This is a genomic window from Methylobacterium sp. J-077, assembly GCF_022829365.1.
Taxonomy (GTDB): Bacteria; Pseudomonadota; Alphaproteobacteria; order Rhizobiales; family Beijerinckiaceae; genus Methylobacterium.
The window spans coordinates 1-17,492 of sequence record NZ_JAKSYJ010000150.1 but is presented as its reverse complement, the minus strand read 5'-3'; the positions used below and the strand labels follow the sequence as shown (position 1 = coordinate 17,492).

15 protein-coding genes are annotated in these 17,492 nt (G+C 71.5%); 8 read left to right on the top strand and 7 right to left on the bottom strand.

What is annotated here, in order from left to right; translation table 11 throughout:
- Window positions 1-44: 44 nt before the first annotated feature.
- The gene (locus MKL11_RS18220; RefSeq protein ID WP_243945882.1) at window positions 45-1,433 is read left to right on the top strand and encodes a TAXI family TRAP transporter solute-binding subunit; all 1,389 of its coding nucleotides are present in this window, start codon (window positions 45-47) and stop codon (window positions 1,431-1,433) included.
- A gap of 116 nt (window positions 1,434-1,549) precedes the next feature.
- Window positions 1,550-1,783, top strand: a complete 234-nt coding sequence (locus MKL11_RS18215; protein WP_243945880.1) for a hypothetical protein — start codon at window positions 1,550-1,552, stop codon at window positions 1,781-1,783.
- 1,074 nt (window positions 1,784-2,857) lie between these two features.
- Here MKL11_RS18215 and MKL11_RS18210 read toward each other — a convergent pair.
- From MKL11_RS18210 to MKL11_RS18190, 5 genes are all read right to left on the bottom strand, one after another.
- The gene (locus MKL11_RS18210) at window positions 2,858-3,937 is read right to left on the bottom strand and encodes a glycosyltransferase (RefSeq protein ID WP_243945878.1); all 1,080 of its coding nucleotides are present in this window, start codon (window positions 3,935-3,937) and stop codon (window positions 2,858-2,860) included.
- Window positions 3,934-4,851 carry a glycosyltransferase family 2 protein gene (locus MKL11_RS18205; RefSeq protein WP_243945869.1) on the bottom strand — a complete coding sequence of 306 codons (918 nt, stop codon included), beginning with the start codon at window positions 4,849-4,851 and terminating at the stop codon, window positions 3,934-3,936. The genes MKL11_RS18210 and MKL11_RS18205 overlap by 4 nt, the downstream gene beginning before the upstream one ends.
- Before the next feature lie 268 nt (window positions 4,852-5,119).
- A complete protein-coding gene (locus tag MKL11_RS18200; protein ID WP_243945867.1) occupies window positions 5,120-6,241 on the bottom strand; it encodes a glycosyltransferase in 1,122 nt (373 codons plus the stop codon).
- 8 nt (window positions 6,242-6,249) lie between these two features.
- Complete coding sequence (locus MKL11_RS18195; protein ID WP_409565878.1) at window positions 6,250-7,179, bottom strand: glycosyltransferase family 2 protein; 930 nt, start codon at window positions 7,177-7,179, stop codon at window positions 6,250-6,252.
- On the bottom strand, window positions 7,169-9,223 hold the full coding sequence (locus MKL11_RS18190; RefSeq protein ID WP_243945865.1) for an HAD-IIB family hydrolase: 2,055 nt from the start codon (window positions 9,221-9,223) through the stop codon (window positions 7,169-7,171). Before MKL11_RS18190 ends, MKL11_RS18195 begins: the two co-directional genes overlap by 11 nt.
- A gap of 60 nt (window positions 9,224-9,283) precedes the next feature.
- On the opposite strand from MKL11_RS18190, the gene MKL11_RS18185 reads away from it, so the two are divergent.
- On the top strand, window positions 9,284-10,324 hold the full coding sequence (locus MKL11_RS18185) for a glycosyltransferase family 4 protein (RefSeq protein WP_243945863.1): 1,041 nt from the start codon (window positions 9,284-9,286) through the stop codon (window positions 10,322-10,324).
- Window positions 10,324-11,502, top strand: a complete 1,179-nt coding sequence (locus MKL11_RS18180) for a glycosyltransferase family 4 protein (RefSeq protein ID WP_243945861.1) — start codon at window positions 10,324-10,326, stop codon at window positions 11,500-11,502. The genes MKL11_RS18185 and MKL11_RS18180 overlap by 1 nt, the downstream gene beginning before the upstream one ends.
- Here MKL11_RS18180 and MKL11_RS18175 read toward each other — a convergent pair.
- Window positions 11,490-12,443 carry a hypothetical protein gene (locus MKL11_RS18175; protein WP_243945898.1) on the bottom strand — a complete coding sequence of 318 codons (954 nt, stop codon included), beginning with the start codon at window positions 12,441-12,443 and terminating at the stop codon, window positions 11,490-11,492. The two genes, MKL11_RS18180 and MKL11_RS18175, sit on opposite strands and share 13 nt — an antisense overlap.
- A 120-nt stretch (window positions 12,444-12,563) precedes the next feature.
- Here MKL11_RS18175 and MKL11_RS18170 point away from each other — a divergent pair, with 120 nt between their 5' ends.
- On the top strand, window positions 12,564-13,205 hold the full coding sequence (locus tag MKL11_RS18170) for a hypothetical protein (RefSeq protein WP_243945860.1): 642 nt from the start codon (window positions 12,564-12,566) through the stop codon (window positions 13,203-13,205).
- Window positions 13,202-13,846, top strand: coding sequence for a hypothetical protein (locus tag MKL11_RS18165; protein ID WP_243945858.1), 645 nt, complete (start codon window positions 13,202-13,204; stop codon window positions 13,844-13,846). Before MKL11_RS18170 ends, MKL11_RS18165 begins: the two co-directional genes overlap by 4 nt.
- Before the next feature lie 311 nt (window positions 13,847-14,157).
- Here the strand turns inward: MKL11_RS18165 and MKL11_RS18160 are convergent, their stop codons facing one another.
- Window positions 14,158-15,597 (bottom strand): PLP-dependent aminotransferase family protein, encoded by a 1,440-nt coding sequence (locus MKL11_RS18160; RefSeq protein WP_243945856.1) that lies wholly within the window; start codon window positions 15,595-15,597, stop codon window positions 14,158-14,160.
- 353 nt (window positions 15,598-15,950) lie between these two features.
- Here MKL11_RS18160 and MKL11_RS18155 point away from each other — a divergent pair, with 353 nt between their 5' ends.
- Window positions 15,951-16,433, top strand: coding sequence for an MSMEG_0572/Sll0783 family nitrogen starvation response protein (locus MKL11_RS18155; RefSeq protein WP_243945854.1), 483 nt, complete (start codon window positions 15,951-15,953; stop codon window positions 16,431-16,433).
- A gap of 64 nt (window positions 16,434-16,497) precedes the next feature.
- On the top strand, window positions 16,498-17,492 hold a 995-nt coding region (locus tag MKL11_RS18150), incomplete at its 3' end, for a Nit6803 family nitrilase (protein ID WP_243945852.1).

Sequence of the window (17,492 nt, the reverse complement as noted above, 5' to 3'; positions counted from 1 at the left end):
TCCAAACTGCGCCCGAAGCGCGGACGTGACCCACCGAGAGGCCGATGCCGACCGACCTGTCCTGGCTGCTGCGCCGCGAGACCCTGCTGGCCGGCGCCGTCGCGCTCCTGGCCGCCGCCGCCCTTCTCGCCTGGTATCTCCTGCAGGCGACCGTGCTGACCGTCGCGGTCGCGCCCCGGGAAGGCACCGAGCCCGGCCTGATCCGCGCCTATGCCAACGCGCTCGAATCGGGCAGCACCGGCCTGCGCCTCAAGATCCTCGATTTCGACGACGTGCGCGAGAGCGCCGCCGCCCTGCAGGACGGGCGCGCCGACCTGGCGGTGGTCCGGCCGGACGTGCTGCTGCCGACCAACGGTCTCAGCCTGGCGATCCTGCGCGACCAGGCGATGCTCATCGCCTCGCCGGATCAGGCCGGCATCAAGGACTTCCCGCACCTGGCCGGCAAGCGGCTCGGCATCGGCGGCCACCGGGACGCCGATATCTGGCTGCTCAAGAGCATCCTCGGCTATTACGGCCTGACCCTGGAGCCGGGGGCGGGGGGCGGTCCCGGCGACCGGGCGGTCGTGCTCGTGCCGGTGGCCGAGGATGCGGTGGCGGGGGCGCTGCGCGAGAGGCGGATCGACGCCTTCATCAGCATCATCGCACCCTCCGCCCCAAAAGCCCTCGACCTGGTGGCGGCGGTCCGCTCGGTGGCGCGGGGCGGCAAGGTCGAGTTCGTCGCCGTCGAGGACGACGACGCGGTGATCGAGCGCTTCCCCAAGCTCCAGGCGGTGGCCATTCCCGGCGGCCTGTTCGGCGGCCGGCCGAAGCTGCCGGCGGACGACGTGAAGACGGTGGGCGCCTCCTATCGCCTGATGGCCCGCGCCTCCTTGAGCCGCGCGGTGGCGGCCGACATGACCCAGCAGCTGTTCGAGAAGCGCACGGAAGCCGCCAACACCACGGAGGCGGCGGACTACGTCCAGGCCCCCGCTTACGAGACCACGGTGGCGGCGACCAGCGCGCGGATCCCGATCCATCCGGGGGCGCTCGACTATTACGAGCGCGAGCAGCACGGCTTCGTTGAGCGCTACGGCGACACGCTCTACCTGCTCGGCGCGCTGGCCGGCGGCCTGGTCTCGGTCCTGGCCTGGATCCGGCAGCGCCTCGCCGGCCTGCGCCGGGAGCACATCGACGAGATCGTGGAGCGGCTCCTGGCGATCACCGAGCAGGCCCGGGCCGCCCGGGACCCGGCGGCGATCGCGGGCCTCACCCGCGAGGTCGAGCGCCTGGCCGGCGACGCGGTCCGCTACGCCCGCGAGCGGGCCCCGGACGCCGCCACGATGTCGGCCGTCACCATCGCCCTCGACACCGCCCGGGCGACGATCGCGGATCTCCGCCACGTCGCCGCCGCGGATCAGCCGGGCACGCGCGCGACCTCGGCGGCGAAGGGCTGAGCGGACCGGTCGCCACGGCTGGACGAGAGCCAGGTCGCTTTTCGGCGGGGGCGAACGGCCGAGCCATCAACCAGCAACGTCGTCGGGCTATGGGGCGCGACGCCTGGGAGGCCCACATGCACCTGTCTCGATCCGCTTCCGGGACCGCACTGGCCCTCGCGATCGCCTTCGCGTCGTGCTCCCCCTGCCTTGCACAACATCGCCGCGGCGCGCGGCACGCAGAAGCGGCCAGCAAACCCGCGGATGCCAGCGAGGCCTTTTGCCGGAGCAAAGCGCGCGACTACGCCTACGAGAAGCATGCCGACCCCGGACAGGAGCGCATGGTCTTCGACCGGTGCATGGGGCGGTAGATCGCGTGGAAGCCGACCGCCGCAGCGCGCGGGCAGCCGTCCCGACCTGCCTGTCACGCCGGCTGATCGGGACGGCTGCCCCGCTTGCGGCGAAGGACAGCGACGGTCGCCGCAGCCAGGATCAAACCGAGGCCCGTATTCACCTCCGGCGACGGTGCGCCGCCTGAGTTTTGGCTGGTCCCGCTTCCGGTGCCGAAGTCGAAGAAGGAGCCGCCCGTGCTTCCGCTTCCTGACCCGTAAGAGATCGGCGCGCTGGATCGTGGAGCGGGGGAATGGCCGCCCCCGGGCGTGGGTGAAGCGGAACCGAGGTGCAGACCTCCGCCGGACAATTCTCCGTTCCACCCCCCAGCGAGAGCATTGCCGTTGCCAGCCAATGCAGGACTACACAGGCAAAGAGCTATTGCCACCCCGTATATTTTACCTAAGCAGTTCATTATTAATATCCGAATCTATATGACGCTATATGACCAAAGCTGTATAATCTTCAGAAAGGCAATCTGGATTTATTAGTTAACACACGAGAGTCACAGGTTGTTTTTAAGGCCAAGCTTAACAGCCACCGACTCTCCTTTATTGAAGGCCCGGCCGGCGGCGGGTGCGATCGATCCTCAGCCTTTCGGTGCGGGCTCTGCTGCGTCGGCTTCCGGCCTGCCCCCTTAAAAGGGCCCTCCCCGAGGTATGGCTGCGCGCCATGTAGAGGACGTTTTGCGGCTCAGCGCCGTCCGCTCGCCATCGGCATGCGGCCGACGATGCGCTGACTTTGAACTCGGACTACCACATGGAGGCAGGCCAGTCCGATCGTGTGACGGTCGAAGCGGACGTGATCCGCAGCGTCGGCGACACAGCAAGTGGCGCGCCGAGCGAAATGCAGCTGCGAACTCCTATGTCATTGAGCTTACACGATGATCTTCGAAGGCGTCCTGCCGGATGACACCCTGCAGCGATATGCGACCGGACCGGACCGCGGCCGATCACTCCAAACCCGACGCTCGGGTTTGCGCCCAACCGCGTCATCGCAACTGTCTTCCCCGATGCCCAAGGGCGGTCGTACATGGGAACGCGATCCGGGCGGCTTCAACCGACGCGCGCGGCCGGAACGGCTCCGGCGCGGGCCTGCGCGTAGAGCGCCTCGCAGCGGTCGAGCCAGCGGTCGCGGCTGAACAGGCGCAGGACCCGGGCCTGCGGGACCGTGCGCGGGACGGCGAGCGCCGTGCCGATCGCCCGGGCGAGCTTCGCCGCGTCCCCGGACTCCACGAGGCAGCCGGCCTCGCCGATCACCTCCTGCGCCGCGCCGTTGTCGAAGCCGGCGACGGGCAGGCCGCAGGCCATCGCCTCGATCGCCACGAGCCCGAACGGCTCGTCCCAGCAGGGGGTGAACAGGAACACCGAGGCGCGGCCGATCGCGGCGGCGAGCGCCCGGCCGTCGAGATGGCCGCCGTAGCGGATCGGGCCGCCGAGCTGCGGGGCGATCCGCTCCGCCCAGTAATCCGGCTCCTCGATCGGGCCGTACAGGGTCAGCGGGATGCCGGCGCGCCGGGCCGCCGCGATCGCGCAATGCGCGCCCTTGATCGCGGCCAAGCGCCCGGACCAGGCGGCGCTGCCGTCGCCCCGCTCTTGGAACGGCCAGGCGGCGGGGTCGACGCCGTTATGGAGCACGGAGACCTCCGGCGGCGCGCCCTCCGGCCACCAGGCCTGAAGCTGGGCCTGCGAGGTCACGGTGATCCGGTGCCCCGGGCCGGGGCTGTCGTGCACGAAGCCGCGCAGGGCGTCGTAGGGCGGCACGTGCAGGGAGGTGACGGTGGGCACCATCGCTGTCCGCCGGCGCTCCAGGGGCAGCCGGCTCAGGCTGTTGTTGTGCAGCACGTCGAACCCGCCCGCCGCGATCCGGTCGCAGGCGGCCGCGTAGCCGGCATCGACATGGGCCCGCAGCCCCGGATCGCCGCGATGCTCGAGGCCCGGGAAGACGCGCTCGTGGTGCACCGGGACCACGGCGTCGATCGCGAAGCGCGGGTCGCTGTCGCCGGAGGCGAACAGCACCACGTCGTGGCCGCGCGCCGCCAGCCCCTCGGCGAGGTGCCAGCTATGGGCCTCCATGCCCCCGGTGAAGGGCGGCGCGACCGGGTGGCGGATATGGGCGAGGAGCGCGATCCTCACGCGGTCGCCGCCGCGCCGACCCGGGATTCGAGAGACCGGATGACGGAGGCGGAGTTGGTGTAGGGCTGGTGGCTCTGCTGCCCGGTCAGGGCCAGGTCGTCGGCGTCGGGGCGGCGCAGGATCCGGATCGGCCGGCCGGGGGTGTCGTCGATCAGGCCCATGACCCGGAACGCGTAGAGCCAGTGGCCCATGGTCCGGTAGCCCCACTTGGCCTCGAACAATTCGGCGTTGCGCACGACGCTGTCGAGGTGATGGATCGGCGGCATGTGGTGCGGGTGGTACTGGTGATAGGCCAGCGCGCCCTTGATCCAGGCGATCGGGGTGCCGCTCTGGTCGAGGATCTTGCCGAAATCGGTGTCCTCGCCGCCATAGCCGGTATAGCGCTCGTCGAAGCCCCCCAGCGCCCGGAAGGTGTCCCGCCGGATCGCGAAGTTGAGTGACCAGAAGCAGCGGTAATCGGTGCACCGCTCGATGCCGGAGGCCGGCGGGCCGCGGCGGTCGGAATGCCGCTCCGCGCTCGCCGCGAGGTCGGCGTAGCGCCAGGCGCCCGCGGTGGCGTGCTCGGGCAGGTGCAGCACCTCGCCCATCAGCAGGCCGTCGAGCTCGGCGAGCCCGCGCGCGTAATCGGCCACGAGGTCGGGGGCCGGGATGCAGTCGACGTCGAGGAAGACGAGGCCGTCGCCGGTGGCCGCGTCCACGCCGCGGTTGCGCGCCGCCGCCAGCGGCAGCTCGCGCCCCGGAACCCGGATCTGGCGGACCGGGAACGCCGTCTCGGGCAGGTCGTAGGGCTCGTCCTGCATCACCGCGACGATGAACTCGGCGGGGGCCTGCGTCTGGCGCTCCAGGCCGCGCAGCACGTTGCGCAGATGCGCCGGCCGGCCCTTGGCCAGGGTCACGACGGAAACGGTGGACATGCGACGGTCGGGCTCCGGCTGATGGGGGACGGGATGGACGAGGGGCGTCTTCGATGAGGCTTTGTCGTCGCCCGGGAAGGGCGCGGGTCCCCTCTCCCGTGCGGGAGAGGTCTGCTCTCGCAGAGAGCCGGGTGAGGGATGCGGCCTCTCCGGATAGACCTGGTCCCTCACTCCAACCCTCTCCCCCTACGGGAGAGGGGGCGCGTCGAGACCTGCAAAGGCGATTGCGCCCCAAACCTGTCTCGGCGGTCGAGCGCATGGGGGCCGGTCAGGGAGGCGCGACAGGCTCCTCGGCGCCCTGCCAGAGATCGTCAATGAGCCCTTCGAGCCAGCCGGCGGCGCGGGCGGCGGCATCCGGGGCGTAGAGGTCGCGCAGCGCGGCGCCGTCGAGCGTCCGGGCGCGGGCCAGGAGGTCGCGCCAGCCCTGAAGGTCGCCCGGCCAGGCCGGGGCCTGGACGGCAGCCCCGAGCCGGACCAGGGCCTCGGCCTTGCGGGTCTGCTCGGCAAAATAGCGCCATTCCGGCATCACGATCAGGCGGCCGCCGACCCGGGCGACCTCGTGGACCGTGTTGTCGCCCGCCGAGGCGATCACGATGTCGGCAGCCGCGAGGTAGTCAGTGACGGACGGCACCCAGCCCAGTTCGCGCAGGTTGGCGAAATCGGTCTCGTGCCCCTCCCGGTGGGTCGGCCCGAGGGTCAGCCACAGGGCGTCGGGCTCGGCGCGCGCCGCCACGGTGAGCGGCGCGTAGGGGGTGCCGCTGCCGCCGCCGCCGGTCACGGCGACGACGATCTCGCGCTGCGGGTCGAGGCCGAGCTTCGCCCGTGCCTCCGCGCGGTCGGGGACGCGGTCGAGGCTGGTGCATAGGCCGCCGCTGTAGAAGGTCTTGCCTCGCAGCGAAGCCGGGTAGTCGGCCTGCTCCAGCCTCGCGTCGAACGGCGCGAGCATCCCGACGCAGGCCTCGTAGGCGCCGACATGGCCGATATCGGAGCGGTCGCCGTGCATCCGGATCTGCACCGCCGGCACGCTGGCGATCCGGGCGAGCAGCGCGATCTCGGCCGAGACGTCGACCACGAACAGGCCGACCGCGCGGTCGTCGAGATGGTCGAGGATAGTCCGCATGGTCCGGCGCATCGGGGCGAGGCCCAGGGGCACGCAATGCATCACCTGCGGGGTCGGCTCGGCGTAGAGGCGCGGGGTCGGCACGGCGGCGCCGATCATGTCGGGCAGCGGCACGATCTCGATGTCGCGGGCGAAGCCGTCGAACAGGTGCGGGCCGGCGGTCAGCACCGAGACCGGGCGGTCGCGGGCGAACTCGGCGGCGACCGCCATGGTGCGGTTGGCGTGGCCCCGGCCCTGGTGGTGGACGAAGAACGCGATCGGCTTCTTCATGGTCTGCGTCACGAGAACAGGTCGCCGGGCCGAAGCGCCGCGGCGATCTCCGGGGCGGTGGGCGGGCGGATCAGGCGGATCGCCGGGGCATCGTCGGTCCAGTCGATCAGCCCGGCGGCGCGGAACTGGCCGAGCCAGTAGGTCATGCACCAGCGCCCGTGGCGCGCGCGAAAACGCGCGGCGTTCGCCAGGATCGGCGCGAAATGCTGCAGCGGCGGCACGTGGACCGGGTGATGCTGGTGGTAGGCCCGTGCCCCCGCGGCCCAGTAGGTCGGCAACCCGGTGGCGGCGAGGCGGGCGGCGAAGTCGGTCTCCTCGCCACCGTAGCCGGTAAAATCCTCGTCCATGCCGCCGACCGAGCGCCACGCCCGTGCGTGCAGGGCGAAGGACAGCCCCCAGAGCTGGCCGGGATCGGGCTCCCGGCGCAGGCCCGTCTCCGGCACAGGCGGCCGGGCCGGGTGGGGGCGGCCGAGGCGGTCGAGGGCCGGATCGTCAAGGCGGACATCGTCGAGATCGCGGCCGGCCTCCGGCGGCAGGTACAGGACCTCACCGAGGAACAGGCCCTCCGCCCCGGAGGCGGCCGCCGCGTAGGCGGCGACCAGGCCGGCGGCCGGGATGCAATCCACGTCGAGGAAGATCAGCAGGTCGCCGGCGGCGGCCTCCGCGGCGCGGTTGCGCGCGGCGGCTAGCGGCATCGGCTCGCCCGGGACGTGGAGATGGCGCACCGGGCAGCCCGGATCGGGCAGGCTCGGGGGCAGCTCGGGCTGCATCCAGGCGATCACCAGCTCGCCGGGGGGAGCGCTCTGGCGGGCGAGGCCGCGCATCAGGTTGCGCAGGCATCCGGCCCGGCCGCGCACCAGGGTGAGCACGCTTGCCGAGGGCGCCGGTGAGCGCGCCTCAGGCGGCCGTATGTCAGGAGGCCGGATGTCAGGAGGCATGGGCCAGCATCCGGCGGAAATGCGCCACGCCCTCGATGATGCCGCGGGCATGCGAGGCCCGGGCGACGTAGGAGTGCTGCAGCGCCGCGTTGCTGGCGAGGTCGTCGGAATAGTTCGCCACGATGATCGCCTGCACCCGGGCGCGCAGCATCTCGACGTCGTTGCCGGAATCCCCGGCCACGAACACCGCCCGCTCGGGCAGGCCGTAGAGGGCGCGGACATGGTCCACCGCCGTGCCCTTCGAGGCCTCGGCCGGCAGGACGTCGAGGTAGCGGTCGTGGCTGTGGATCACCCGGGCGCCGAGGCCGGCCTCGGCGAGATGCGCCCCGACCCGGCGGGCGGCGGCGGCATCGCCGAAATAGCTCAGCTTGTACGGGCGCTGCTCCAGGGGGCCCTGGGGCAGGAGCCCCTCGATGCCGGCGAGCGCCGCACGCACCGCCTCCCGGTCCCAGCCCGCCGCGATGGCCGCCCGCCAGGCGGCATCGGCCGTGTAGGTCACGCCGTTGGCGTCGAGATGGTAGATCTCGGAACCCACCGAGGTGATCATCACCTGCGGCCGCGGGCTCATCTGCTGCTCCAGGATGGCCATGGCGCTGTGGAACGAGCGGCCGGTGGCGACCCCGAAGGCCAGGCCCGCCTGCTGGCTGCGCCAGCGCCGGAAGATGCCGAGCGCCGCCTCGCAGCCGACCAGGGTGTTGTCGATATCGCAGACCAGGAGCTGCCAGGGCGTCCGCAGCGGCGGCTCGGGGGCGAGCAGCGCGCGCAGCAGGGCGTGATAGCGCGCGGCGTGCCGATCCCAATCGTAGGCCGCCGCGGCCCGGGCCCCGCCCGCGACGTAGCGGGCGCGCAGCGCCGGATCGGCCAGGATGTGCAGGCAGGCCCGCGCGATCGCCTCCGGGTCGCGGGGATCGACCAGCAGCCCGTTGCCGCAGGTCTCGACGATGTCGTTGGGGCCGCCGCTGTCGGTGGCGACCAGCGGCAGGCCGGCCGCCGAGGCTTCCAGCAGGGTCAGGCCGAAGGGCTCGTTGAAGGCCGGGTTGACGAAGACGCCGCCGCGCGCGCGGGCATAGGCGTAGATCGCCGGCACGTCGTCGGGCCGGTGCGTCTTCGGGTAGGCCACGCGCCCGTAGAGGTCGTAGCGGTCGATCAGCACCAGCAGGTCGCGCATCGTCGCGGCCATGTCGCCGTCGAGCGCGTCGATGTCGCCGCGGGTGCCGGCCACGATCACCAGGTTGGCCCGGGCTTGAAGCTCCGGGCTCTCGCCGTAGGCCTGGACCAGGGCCGCGAGGTTCTTGCGGGCCACCGGCCGGGCCATCGCCAGCAGCGGCGGTTTGGCGGGATCGTCCAGGAAGCGGTCGATCAGGGCGTCGACCCGGAGATGCGGCTCGGCTGCGGCGAAGCGCGCGAGGTCGCTGCCCGGCGGCACGACCCGGACGCGGCCGGGATTGTAGGTAGCGTAGCCGGCATACTGGACCTCGGCCTCGTCCCGGGAGGAGGCGATGACCAGGGTGGCCTGGGCGAGGGCCGCCTCCTCGGTGGCGATCCGGCGGACGAGGTCGGGGGCGCCGGCGGCATCTCCGCCGAGCATCGCGGCCTTGACCCGCCCGAGGGAGTGGGCGGTGAACACGAACGGGATCCCGAGCCGCGCCTCGACGATCGCCGCCACCGCGGCGGCGTCGGCGTAGTGGGCGTGGATCAGGTCGGGCGCGCGCGTCTGGGCGCCGATCCAGGCGACGAGGTTTTGGGCGAAGCTCGCGACCTCTTCGTGCATCGCCTCCTTGGACCGGTAGCCGGGCGCCGCGCTCGGGAGCCGCACCAGCCTGATCTTGTCGGCGATGCGCTCTTCGGGCACGGCGTAGTCCGGGCCGGGCGGCCCGTCGAACAGGCGCGTCGCCACCACGATCTCGGCGATGTCGGAATCCTGTGCCGAGGCGGCGACGAGATCCAGCAGGTAGCGGATGTGGCCGCCGGTATCGGCGGTGAGGCCGTAGACGACATCGCGGCCGCGCAGGCAGCCCTGCAGGGCGACGTGCAGGACGAACATCAGGCGTTTGCTGAAGCTGTCAGGCGCTCCCCGAAAACTAACGTATGTGAAGAGAGCGTCGTGATCCGTGTTGCCCAGGTCGCACCGAACATTTTTCCCGTTCCCCCAAACCATCACGGCGGCACCGAGCGGGTTGTGCATGATCTCGGCACGGCGCTGCGAAGCTTGGGCGTGGACGTAACGCTGTTCGCCCCCTCGGACAGTGCGACAGACTTGCCGCGCGTCGGCGATTACCCGAGTCTCGCAGCCCTGGAACAGCGCCACGGCCGGGTCGCGCCGGGGGTCCCGGCGGCCCTCGACGCCCTGCAGTTGGAGGCGCTGCGGCTGCGGCTGCCCGACTTCGACATCGTGCATGCCCACGGCGAGTTCGCGCATGCGGCTCTGCTCGGTGCGTCCCGGCGGCGCAGCCTGACCACGGTGCATTGGCGGGTGGACGAGCTCGACCGGGCGCTGTTCTTTGCCGGCTTCCCGGACCTGCCGGTGGCGGCGATCTCGGCCGCCCAGGAAGCCGGCATCCCGGCGGCCAACCGGGCCGGGGTGGTGCATCACGGCATCGATCGGGATCGCTACGCCTTCCGGGCCGAGCCGGAGGCGCACGTCGCCTTCGTCGGGCGCATGACCGACCAGAAGCGCCCGGACGTGGCGATCCGCGTCGCCCGGGCCGCCGGGATGCCGATCCGTCTCGGCGGCACCATCGATGTCGGCAACCCGGACTATTTCGACCGGCAGGTGCGACCGCTGCTCGGGCCCGACGCCACCTATCTCGGGCCGGTCGACGACCGCCAGAAGGGGGCGCTCCTGGGCAGCGCCCGGGCGCTGCTGTTCCCGATCGACTGGCCCGAGCCGTTCGGGCTGGTGATGATCGAGGCGATGGCCTGCGGCACCCCGGTCATCGCCTGGAACCGCGGATCGGTCCCGGAGATCGTCGAGGACGGCGTGACGGGTTTCATCGTCGAGTCCGAGGCGCAGGCTGCGAAGGCTATGCGAAGAGTCGGCAGCCTCGACCGCGCAATTGTTCGAAGAACCTTCGAGGCGCGCTTCACCGCCGAGCGCATGGCGCGCGAATACCTCGACCTCTACCACCGCCTCCTCGCCGCCTGATGCGCACGGCGCTCCTGGCCTGGGATTACCCGCCGTCACCCAGCGGACTCTCCACGGCGGCCCGCGAGATCGCCGAGAGCCTCGCCGAGGCGGGGGCGGACGTGACCGTGTTCACCCTCGACCGGACCGGCCGGGAGCGGGTCGGCGGCGTGACGGTGGCCGGCCTCGCCCTGCCGCCGGAATGCGGGCTGGCGCGGCTGCGCCGATGGGGGACGGTGGGCCATCTCGCGGCGCCGCTGGCCTTCCGCAGCGCGGTGCTGGCCGAGCATGCCCGGACAGCGTTCGCCGTGGTCGAGGCGACGAACTGGTACGCCCCGGCCGTGCTGCTCGCCGGACGCCGGGATCCGCCCCTGGTGACCCGCAGCTCGACGCCCGCCGCCTTCACCCGCGACGGCAGGCCCGGCCTGCGCGACCGCCTCGACGGCGCCGCCGCCGATCGCCTGGAGCGCCGGCAGGCACGGGGGAGCGCCGGGCTGATCGCCAATACGGAGGCGCATGCGGCGGTGATCGCCCGGGCCTACGGGCTGCCGGGAAGCCAGCCGGAGGCGGTGATCGGCCTGAGCCTGCCGCCGGAGATCGCGACCGCCGCCCGGGCGGCGCCTTACCCGGACGGGGCGGAGCCGGTGCGCCTGCTGTTCGTTGGCCGGGCCGAAGCGCGCAAGGGATTCGACGCTCTGCTCGGCGCGGCTGCGATCCTGGCCGACGAGCAGGCGCGCGGCGAGCTGCCGCCCTTCACGCTCGGTCTCGTCGGTGTGCCCCAGGCCGACCTGCCGGCGGACCTGTCCGAGGCCGCCCGGAGCCGCATCCGGGCCCGCGGCCGGGTCGACGCGCAGGGCCTGGCCGAGGCCTATGCGGGCGCGCATGTCGTGCTGGCGCCGTCGCGCTACGAGAGCTTCGGCCTCGTCTACCAGGAGGCCCTGGCCTATGGCCGGCCGGTGGTGGCCTGCGCCGAGGATGCCAGCGCCCGGGCCTTCGTGGACGTTCCGGGGGCGGGGCCGCTGGCGCAGGCGGCCACCGGTCCGGCGCTCGCCGAGGCCCTGCGCCCGCTCCTGCGCGATCCCGCCCTGCGCTCGGCCTACCGGGCCCGGGCCCTGGAGGCCGCCGGCCGGTTCGACCGGGCGAGCCTGGCGCGCGAGACCCTCGACCTCTACCGCCGGGCGATCGCTCAGGCGCGGTAGGGCCGCAGCAGCGCGTCCCGCTCCTCGATCCGCCCGCGCCCCGGATCCAGCGCCTCATAACGCTGCGAGCGCGCCCGGACATGGGCGCCGGAGAGCGCGTGGTCGATCGCCCCGTGGAGCGCGATGAAGCTCTGCTTCCAGCCGCCGGGCAGCCCAGGCCGCTCGTGCACGCGGCCGGCATAGCGCGTCCCGGCCCGGTTCAACCGGTACTGCACGTCCGGGTAGACATCCGACAGGATGCCATCGACGCGGTTGCGCCGGGGAAGCCCGACCGAGACGATTGCGCCGGCCTCGGCCAAGGCCGCGAGCGCTGGGAGGAGCGCGCCGGTCGCGGGATCGAGGGCCTCGTCGGCATCGAGCTGCAGCATCCAGGGGCTCCGGGCGAGAGCCTGCAACGCGTTGCGCTGGGCGGCGAAATCACCGTCGAGCGTCCGAGCCGCCACCCGCACGGCGCCGGGGGCAAAGCCCGAAACCTCCACGGCCCGGGCCGGGGCAGCCGGCGCGTCGAGCAGGATCGCGACATCGTCGGTCCAGGCCGCCTGCGCCGGCAGGGCCGCCAGAACGGCATCCCGCTCGGCCGGGCGGCAGATCAGCCCGAGCGAGACCGGGCGCCGCTCCGCCGAGCCGAGGTCGTACAGGGTACTTTGCGCAGCGCGCGCGCTGTGGGGCTGCAGCAGGGCCACGCGGTCCGCGGGGCCGAGCGGGCGGATGCCGCGGCCAAGCCGGGTGGCGGCGCTGCGCAGGGTGTAGAGATCGAGGCCGTAGCCCGCATCCGGGCCGGGCACGAAGACCGGCGCTGCGAGCCGTCCGGCGAGATCCCGCCAGCACCTTTCGGGGTCCGCATCCGGCTCGATCAGGACGCCGCAGGAGCCGCAGCCGACCGGGAACACCCGCCGGCGCCCGCCCGGGAAATCGAGCCGACGCGTGCTCGGCACCAGCATGGCGGCGGCGCAGACGAAGCAGCGGCGCGGACGGGTCACCGCCGGTTCCGGTTTGTCGCGGCGCCCTGGCTGGCCGGACCCGGCGCCATACCTCGGCTGTTCCTCGCGACCCCGGCACCCGTGTCCATCGCCATCGATCCCCTCCACGCGGCGCGCACAGACCCGCGCGCCTCCCTCGCCATCGTCGGCAACGCTCCCGGGACCGGCCCGGCGGCGCGCGCCATCGACGCGGCCGCGCATGTGGTGCGCTTCAACAACGCCCCCGGCTTCGGCGGGCGCACCGGGTCGCGGGTTACGCATCTCGCCCTGGTCAATCGCGGCGGGCAGATGCGCGAATGGCTGGCCGACCCAGGGTTCCTCGACCGCCCGGTGGTCCGGCAGGCCGAGGCCTTCATCCTGCCGTTCCCGATGCTCCCCGCCGAGGCGAACGCGCCCGAGCCGATCTGCTGGACCCGCGAGGCGCTGGCGCTGCTGCGCCCCCTCGGCAAGCCGGTCCATCTCCTGCCCGAGGCGCTGCACGCGGCGGCGCGGCGCCGGCTCGCACCCCATACGAATGCGCGCCCCAACCCGAGCACCGGCTTCTTGGTGAGCCTCGCGCTGCTGCGCGACCGCCCCGCGGGCTCCGGCCCGGTCGATATCCACGGCTTCGGCTTCGCCGGCTGGCCCGGACATCCCTGGGCGGCCGAGCGGGCTTGGTTCACCGAAGCCGCGGCGGCCGGGCGCCTGCGCCTGCATCCACTCGATGCGACGGACGTGCCGTGACCACGCTGATCACCGTTCTGAAGAGCGGCGGCCGCTACGACGCGACCTGGGTCGAGCGCCTCGCCCGCGGCGTGCGCCGACACGCGCCGGCCTTCGAGCGGATCCTCTGCCTGACCGATCTGCCGCTGGTTTTGGCCGGGGTCGAGCGGGTGCCGCTGCTGCATGACTGGCCGGCCTGGTGGGCGAAGATGGAAGCGTTCCGCCCCGGCCTCGCGGAGGGCACGACCCTGCTGTGCGACCTCGACACCGTCTTCACCGGCCCGGCCGACGCTTTGGCCGAGCCCGGCCTCGCTGCCATGGAGGATTATTTCCACCGGGGCCGGCTCTCCAGCGCCCTCCTGCGCTGGCACGGGGACGAACTCGCCGGTCTCTACGCGACCTTCGCGGCCAACCCAGACCACTGGATGACGCCCGGCTCCTGCGGCCCCGTGCCGAACGCGGTGCACGGCGATCAGGTCGTCATTGACCATCTTCTCCGCCGGAACGGCCAGTCTCCGGACCTCATCCAGCAGATCCATCCGGGCCTGCTCGATTTCTACGATCCGCGGCGCGACGCCCATGGCCCGGTGATCATCTTCATCGGCACCGCGAAGCCGGATACGGCCGACGGCTCCGTCCGCGCCGCATGGGCCGGAACCTGAACCGTCCGCGAGTTCCCCGTTCGGCTGGATCTCGTCGCATGTTTCAGCCGCGCCGTTCGTCGGGAGGAATGGGAGGCGCCCGTTTCGGACATTCAGCCGTTTAGACGCATCTCGAAAGCGAACCTTCCTACGTTGTCGTGAGCCATTCGCTTTGAGATCTTGAATAGGCCGTCTTCGGCAATGCCAATGACCCGGAAGACCTTGATCATGCGCCCATCGTCGTCGTCATGCCTCATTGCCATCCGGCAGGTCGAGGTTAAGGCTGCCGAGCGCATCACCGAGCGCTTCGACTCGTACCCGGCTCGGACGGTTCAGATGTAGGCTGAGGCGAGGGCCGGCGAGCCTTCGAGGGCGTGGGCGAGCACTTCCAGTCCGTGCGTGATCTGCTGGCGGGTCGAGGGGCCGCCGAGACAGAGACGCACCGCCTCCGGCGGCGTCCCCGCGACGCAAAACGGGTCGCTGGCGATGACGCCGAGCCCGGCCGACCGACCCTGGCTGGCGAAGGCCGAGCGCGTCCAGCCCTCCGGCAGCGTGATCCAGACGTGGAAGGCATGCGGATCGGCGGTGTAGGTCCCGGCGGGGAGCATCGCGGTTGCGATGCGCTGGCGCGCGGCCGACTCCTCGCGCACGAACTGCACGATGGCCTCCGCAGTGCCATCCATGATCCACCGCGTCGCCAGGGCCGTCGAGATCGGCGAGGCCATGACGGTTGCGGCCCGGAGTGCGCCGCCGAGCGGCAGGGCGGAACGGGCGCTCGGGGCGACCAGGAAGGCGAGCCGAAGTCCGGCGCCCAGGCACTTGGCCAGTCCCGCCACGTAGTAGGTGATCTCCGGCGCGAGTTCCGCAAAACTCGGCGGCGGAGACGGGCAGATGCGGGCGTAGGCGTCGTCCTCGATGATGGTGACGGCGTATCGCCGCGCAATCGCGATCACGGCCTCGCGCCGAGCCCTGGACAGGGTCGCCGTGGTGGGGTTCTGCAGCAATGGATTCAGGTAGATGGCCTTCGGCGCGACTTTGGTGCACGCGGCGGCGAAAGCATCAGGATCGACCCCGTATCGGTCCATGGGCAGATCGACCAAGCGCAGGCGCAAATGCGCCGCGAGTGCGCGGATGCCGGGATAGGTGATCCGCTCGGCGCAGATCGTATCGCCCGGCCTTGCCACCTGCCCCAGGATGCTGAACAGGGCGCTGTGCGCGCCCGGGCAGATCAGCAGACGCTCTCGGGACGTGACGACCCCGCGGCCTTTCAGCCAGCGCAGGGCCGCTTCCTTGTCCTCCTCGCTCCCGCCGAATCCCTGATAGCGCAGCAGATTGGTGAGATTGCCGGACAGGTCCGCGAACGAGGCCTGCATGCGGGCCTGCAGGGCCGGCGCGTCGGGCTCGGGGGGCAGGTTCATGGTGAAGTCGACCGGACCGATCCGACGCGCTGCCGTGGCACCGGGCGAACGGGGCGGGCGCGCCGGATCGACCACGAAGGTCCCCTGGCCGACGCGCCCCTCGATCAGCCCGCGCTTATGGGCTTCGACGTAACCGCGTGAAACGGTCGTGAAGTTCAGGTCGAGCGCCTCAGCGAGGGCGCGCTGGGTCGGCAGGCGAATCCCCGCGGTCAAGCGCCCAGTCCGGATGTCGTCGGCCAACGCCTCCGCAATCGCGAGGTAATGAGGCTTGCCCCACCGCTTCAGATCCGGCGTCCAAGCCTCGGCCCTTCCGTTCTGCGGGTTCGGTCGTTCGTCTCGTTCGGGCGAAGTCATTCATGGCGGCCCAGATCATGATGCGATCAATGCATGATTGTATGACTTGCAATAGCCGTACCGCGATCACACGCCGAATAGCCTCCGGTCATATCCATACAATGCTGACAATACGCGATACGTCAATAAGCAGTCCTTGGCGATTATGTGCTCATAAAAGCCCGATAAATGGGCGCATCGCGCAATGGTGGGAATTCGGGCCGCTCCTATTGATCGCATTATTGTATGAATATTACTCTGGCGCCTTGTATGGCTGATTGATCGAAGCACTCTGGCACACCGCTTGCCACGATTGGGTTGCGATCGCCCGAAGTCCAGTCTTCCGCGGTCCAATCCACCGAGGAGAGAGATCAATGCCTGCTGTGAACCGCGAGCCTCACAAGAAGGGCGACTTCCTGGTCGATTACGAGGAGAAGGTCTTTGAGGACGTCAAGGCCGAGCCGGGCCAGAAGGCGCTGGTGACCTTCCACACCGTCGCGTTCGAGGGCTCCATCGGCCTCGTGAACCTGCTCCAGGCTACCCGCCTGCAGCGCAAGGGCTTCGAGACCTCCATCCTTCTCTACGGACCCGGCATCACGCTGGGCGTCCAGCGCGGCTTCCCGCGGCTCGGCGACGAAGCGTTTCCGGGGCACCTCAACTTCAACAACCAGATCGAGAAGTTCATGGCCGAGGGCGGCAAGGTCTATGCCTGCCGGTTCTCGACCCAGGCCCTCTACGGCCACGGCGAGGCGGCCTTCATCGAGGGCATCCGCATGATCAACCCCCTCGACGTCCTCGACTGCATCCTCCTGCACAAGCGCGACAATGCGGTGATCCTCGACACCTGGACCGTCTGACGCCCGCGCAGCGCATCTGGCGGCCGCACCCGACGCGGCCGCCGTCACAGCCGGAGGATCAACCATGTCGGAGAACCGGATCGTGCGGGCCGCCGCCGTCCAGATCGCGCCGGATCTCGACCGGCCGGAGGGGACCCTTGAGCGGGTGCTCAATGCCATCGACGAGGCCGCCGCCAAGGGCGTGCGCTTCATGGTCTTCCCCGAGACCTTCGTGCCCTACTACCCCTATTTCTCCTTCGTGCTGCCGCCGGCGATGCAGGGCGCCGAGCACCTGCGCCTCTACGAGCGGGCCGTGACGGTGCCGGGTCCCGTCACCCAGGCGGTTTCCGCCGCCGCACGCCGGCACGGGGCGGTCATCGTGCTCGGGGTCAACGAGCGCGATCACGGCTCGCTCTACAACGCGCAGTTGATCTTCGATGCGGACGGTACGCTGAAGCTCAAGCGCCGCAAGATCACCCCGACCTACCACGAGCGCATGATCTGGGGTCAGGGCGACGGCGCCGGGCTTACCGTGGTCGAGACGGCCGTCGGCCGCGTCGGCGCGCTGGCGTGCTGGGAGCACTACAATCCGCTCGCCCGCTACGCCCTGATGGCGCGCCACGAGGAGATCCACGCGGCGCAGTTCCCGGGCTCGCTCGTGGGCCAGATCTTCGCTGACCAGATGGAGGTGACGATCCGCCACCACGCCCTGGAGGCGGCCTGCTTCGTGGTCAACGCCACGGGCTGGCTCACCGACGCGCAGGTGGAGCAGGTCTGCCCGGACGAGCGCCTGCGCGGCGCCTGCCGCGGCGGCAACTGCACCGCCATCGTCTCGCCCGAGGGCCGGCACCTCGCGGAGCCGCTGGGCGCCGGCGAGGGCATCCTGATCGCCGATATGGACCTCGCGCTGGTGACCAAACGCAAGCGGATGATGGACTCGGTCGGCCACTACGCGAGGCCCGAACTCCTCAGCCTGCTCCACGACGACCGCCCGGCCTCGTTCGTGCACCAGCCGATCCGTTCCCAGACCGATTTCCGGAGCCTCGACCATGAGCAGTTCTCCGCTTCCGACGAGCCTGC

Excerpts from the sequence above, each read along its gene's own strand:
- MKL11_RS18200 (WP_243945867.1), bottom strand. The coding sequence starts at position 6,241 with ATGAAGAAGCCGATCGCGTTCTTCGTCCACCACCAGGGCCGGGGCCAC.
- MKL11_RS18180 (WP_243945861.1), top strand. The coding sequence starts at position 10,324 with ATGCGCACGGCGCTCCTGGCCTGGGATTACCCGCCGTCACCCAGCGGA.
- MKL11_RS18160 (WP_243945856.1), bottom strand. The coding sequence starts at position 15,597 with ATGACTTCGCCCGAACGAGACGAACGACCGAACCCGCAGAACGGAAGG.
- MKL11_RS18195 (WP_409565878.1), bottom strand. The coding sequence starts at position 7,179 with ATGCCTCCTGACATCCGGCCTCCTGACATACGGCCGCCTGAGGCGCGC.
- MKL11_RS18220 (WP_243945882.1), top strand. The coding sequence starts at position 45 with ATGCCGACCGACCTGTCCTGGCTGCTGCGCCGCGAGACCCTGCTGGCC.
- MKL11_RS18175 (WP_243945898.1), bottom strand. The coding sequence starts at position 12,443 with ATGCTGGTGCCGAGCACGCGTCGGCTCGATTTCCCGGGCGGGCGCCGG.
- MKL11_RS18190 (WP_243945865.1), bottom strand. The coding sequence starts at position 9,223 with ATGTTCGTCCTGCACGTCGCCCTGCAGGGCTGCCTGCGCGGCCGCGAT.
- MKL11_RS18155 (WP_243945854.1), top strand. The coding sequence starts at position 15,951 with ATGCCTGCTGTGAACCGCGAGCCTCACAAGAAGGGCGACTTCCTGGTC.
- MKL11_RS18205 (WP_243945869.1), bottom strand. The coding sequence starts at position 4,851 with ATGTCCACCGTTTCCGTCGTGACCCTGGCCAAGGGCCGGCCGGCGCAT.
- MKL11_RS18215 (WP_243945880.1), top strand. The coding sequence starts at position 1,550 with ATGCACCTGTCTCGATCCGCTTCCGGGACCGCACTGGCCCTCGCGATC.